1 protein-coding gene is annotated in these 434 nt (G+C 53.7%); it reads left to right on the forward strand.

The window, feature by feature from the left end; translation table 11 throughout:
- Window positions 1-434: glutamate--tRNA ligase family protein (locus tag FN960_RS20795; protein ID WP_260682093.1), on the forward strand; the 434-nt coding region annotated here is incomplete at both ends.

Raw genomic sequence — 434 nt, forward strand, 5'->3', positions numbered from 1 at the left:
CTGGAAGGTATTACGCACTCTCTGTGTACGCTTGAGTTCCAGGACAACCGTCGTCTGTACGACTGGGTACTGGACAACATCACGATTCCTGTTCACCCGCGCCAGTATGAGTTCTCGCGCCTGAATCTGGAATACACCGTGATGTCCAAGCGTAAGTTGAACCTGCTGGTGACCGACAAGCACGTTGAAGGCTGGGATGACCCGCGTATGCCGACCATTTCCGGTCTGCGTCGTCGTGGTTACACTGCGGCTTCTATTCGTGAGTTCTGCAAACGCATCGGCGTGACCAAGCAGGACAACACCATTGAGATGGCGTCGCTGGAATCCTGCATCCGTGAAGATCTCAACGAAAATGCGCCGCGCGCAATGGCGGTTATCGATCCGGTGAAACTGGTTATCGAAAACTATCAGGGCGAAGGCGAAATGGTTACCAT

Origin of the sequence: Alkalicoccobacillus porphyridii, from assembly GCF_007293315.1 — a bacterium.
In the GTDB taxonomy this organism is placed as follows: domain Bacteria; phylum Bacillota; class Bacilli; order Bacillales; family Bacillaceae_D; genus Alkalicoccobacillus; species Alkalicoccobacillus porphyridii.